At 46.9% G+C, this 2,702-nt stretch carries 2 protein-coding genes; both read right to left on the reverse strand.

Translation table 11 applies throughout. From position 1 onward, the window contains the following. Positions 1-120: 120 nt before the first annotated feature. On the reverse strand, positions 121-852 hold the full coding sequence (gene istB / locus BLR27_RS18260) for an IS21-like element helper ATPase IstB (RefSeq protein WP_090707309.1): 732 nt from the start codon (positions 850-852) through the stop codon (positions 121-123). A 22-nt stretch (positions 853-874) separates the two neighbouring features. Beyond that, complete coding sequence (istA, locus tag BLR27_RS18265; RefSeq protein WP_090707310.1) at positions 875-2,440, reverse strand: IS21 family transposase; 1,566 nt, start codon at positions 2,438-2,440, stop codon at positions 875-877. Positions 2,441-2,702: the final 262 nt, after the last annotated feature.

Raw genomic sequence — 2,702 nt, forward strand, 5'->3', positions numbered from 1 at the left:
TAGATATTCCGACGAAAGTACGCCAGTGTTCCGCGACAAAGTACCCCATTTATTCCGGAGCAAAGTACGCCAGGCAGACCGGCCTGTAACATCACTAAGCAAGAGTGATAATATTCAAACCTAATGATTTTTTTTCTTTCTCAGTGACTTGCCCGTAAGGGCTATTCTGTGTGCAGAAGCTGCCAGTCTGTCCATAATAGCATCGGCTAGTGTTGGCTCATCAATAAAGTTATACCAGCTGTCTACCGGGAGTTGTGAAGTGATCATAGTGGCTCCGTTTCCATATCTGTCTTCCAGGATATCCAGTAGAGCGATCCGTGCATCGTTACTCAAGGCCTTCAGGCCGAAGTCATCCAGTATAAGCAGTTTGTTAGTAGAGATTGCCCGGATCCATTTCAGATAAGATCCATCAAGCCTGACCTGAGCCAATGCTTCAAGGAATTTGTTCATGCTGAAGTACTGCGTGCGGTAACCTAACAGGCAGGCACTGCGTCCCAGTGCACAGGCAAGAAAGGATTTGCCACATCCGGTGGCACCGGTAATCAGTACATTCTCTCCCTTTTCTATAAACATGCCATCCGAAAGCCTGAGTATCTGTTCTCTGGTGATACCCCTTTCGGCGTTACAGAGGATATCTTCGGGCAGGGCATGGTAGCGTAGCTTGCTGGCTTTAAGATACTTTTGTGTACGGGCATGCTCCCGGTACTCTACTTCGGCCTGGGTGATCATGGCAATCAGTGCATGCACATCCTGCAATTCATGAACAGGAAGTGTTAATGCGGCCTCATAACGTTTGGCCATACCGGTCAGTTTAAGACCTTTGAGTTGTTCTACTGTGTTTTGTGTATTCATCGTTTTTGGATTATTTAGTGGATTAATTGTAGGCTTCAGGGCCCCTGAGATTAGTGTGTGCCGGGATGCGGAATTCTGCGGTGAGGTCGTCCTCCAGCAGATCCATGTTGTTGTCCAGGATCTTTTTTATAGCGCCATAGCTGAACTTATGCCCTCTTAAGCCTCTTTTGCAGGCAGCTTCCATACGGACAGCGCCGCAAGCACGCATCAGCCGCAGCAGGCCAAGACAAGCGGTATAGGACTGATCAATAACCAGTTTGCTGTCCATTACTTTCTTGAAGAACTCATACGTGTGCGGACCGTTATCCTCTGCTTTCTTTAAATAATATTCCGGACTCCATCCGCGTTGCCGGCTAATGGCCTGATGCCGTTCAGGCATATGTTCTTTGATCGTGGTATAACCATGTTTAATAAAGTTCCGGGTATGTACAGCGATCCGTTGCGTATCACAATAGATCTCCACGGTATCCGTACAGTAGATAATACGCACTTCCTTTCCTATATAGCGGTAAGGTACCGAGTAAAAGTGCCAGTCTTCACCAACCAATACATGATAATGTTTCTGAACCTTTGCTTTGGTGTAGTGGCGTATGTTGTATACCGATTCCGGCAGCGGCTGAAGTAATGATCTTTCCTGGCTGTCAAATAGCTCCTGCCTGCTGAATGTTTTCTTCTGAAAGTTTAGCTGGTGATGCTGGTCGAGCTTGGCCCGGATCGCTTTGTTAAGCTCAGACAGGCTGTGAAAGGTATCGTTACGCAGGCCGGCATATACCCGCCTGTAGGTAATCTTTACATTGTTCTCCACAGAGGCTTTGTCTTTGGGTTTATAGGGCCTGGCTGCCAGCAAAGCAATATTGTTATGGTTAGCCCACTGTTCGAGCATATCCGTAAATACCGGCTCGTATCTGCAGCTTTTAGATACCCACTGCTTCATGTTATCCGATTTTACCGTCTGGGGTACTCCGCCATAATAGTCTATGGCATTATTCAATGCCCGGACTACCTGGGTAAGCTTAGCATCAGGCAAAGCCTCCACGTAACCGTAACCGCTGAAAGGCAATATGGCAACAAATACAGGACAGGCAATCAGTTCACCGCTTGAGGGGTCAACATAATGCAGAACATCGCCTGCAAAGTCAACCTCCATCAATTTTGCGGGATAGTGGACGAAATGCATTACCGCATCGTTGAGCTTAATATGATCCTGCAGCAGATCACAAAATCTGGAATACTGAAACCCGGAAGGATATTCCTTAATGTACTCTTCCCAAAGCAGTAAACGGGTTACCCCGGTGCGCTTAAGTTCAATATTGAAGTATTCAATCAGGCTGTTAAAGTGGATTTTGCGGGGGTCAGTATCCTCCGGAATGGAAGGCTTGATCAGGCCCAGAATCTGTTCCAGCCGATCATCAGAAAGCTTTATCAGCTCTGTTAAACTCTGACCAGTCTGCTGAAACTTCTGCAGGTAGAGAGCAATGGTCTTCCGGGTAATCTGTACTTCCTTTTCTATAGCCCGCTGGGATACACCCCGGTCAAGAAATAAAAGTATCTGTCTTATCTTATGCATACTAAGTAGCTTATTTGCCATACTGCAGGTGGTTTTTGGTTATAAACCAAACCTAGAGTAATTGGCGGTTAAACTCTGCTTAGTGGCGTACTTTGGCGCGGAATAAGTGGTGTACTTTGTGTCGGAATGTCAGTCCGATACGAACACCGATTCTTTAACAAAGTGGCGTACTTTGCCTCGGAATAAGTGGTAACCTTTCCCTCGGAATCGTGGCGTACTTTGCTTCGGAATGGGCGGCGTACTTTGTGTCGGAATCGTGGCGTACTATGGAGCGGAATATCCA

Source organism: Daejeonella rubra, assembly GCF_900103545.1.
Taxonomy (GTDB): Bacteria; Bacteroidota; Bacteroidia; order Sphingobacteriales; family Sphingobacteriaceae; genus Daejeonella; species Daejeonella rubra.

Coding starts and splice junctions, on each gene's coding strand:
- istA (WP_090707310.1), bottom strand. CDS start 2,440: ATGGCAAATAAGCTACTTAGTATGCATAAGATAAGACAGATACTTTTA.
- istB (WP_090707309.1), bottom strand. CDS start 852: ATGAATACACAAAACACAGTAGAACAACTCAAAGGTCTTAAACTGACC.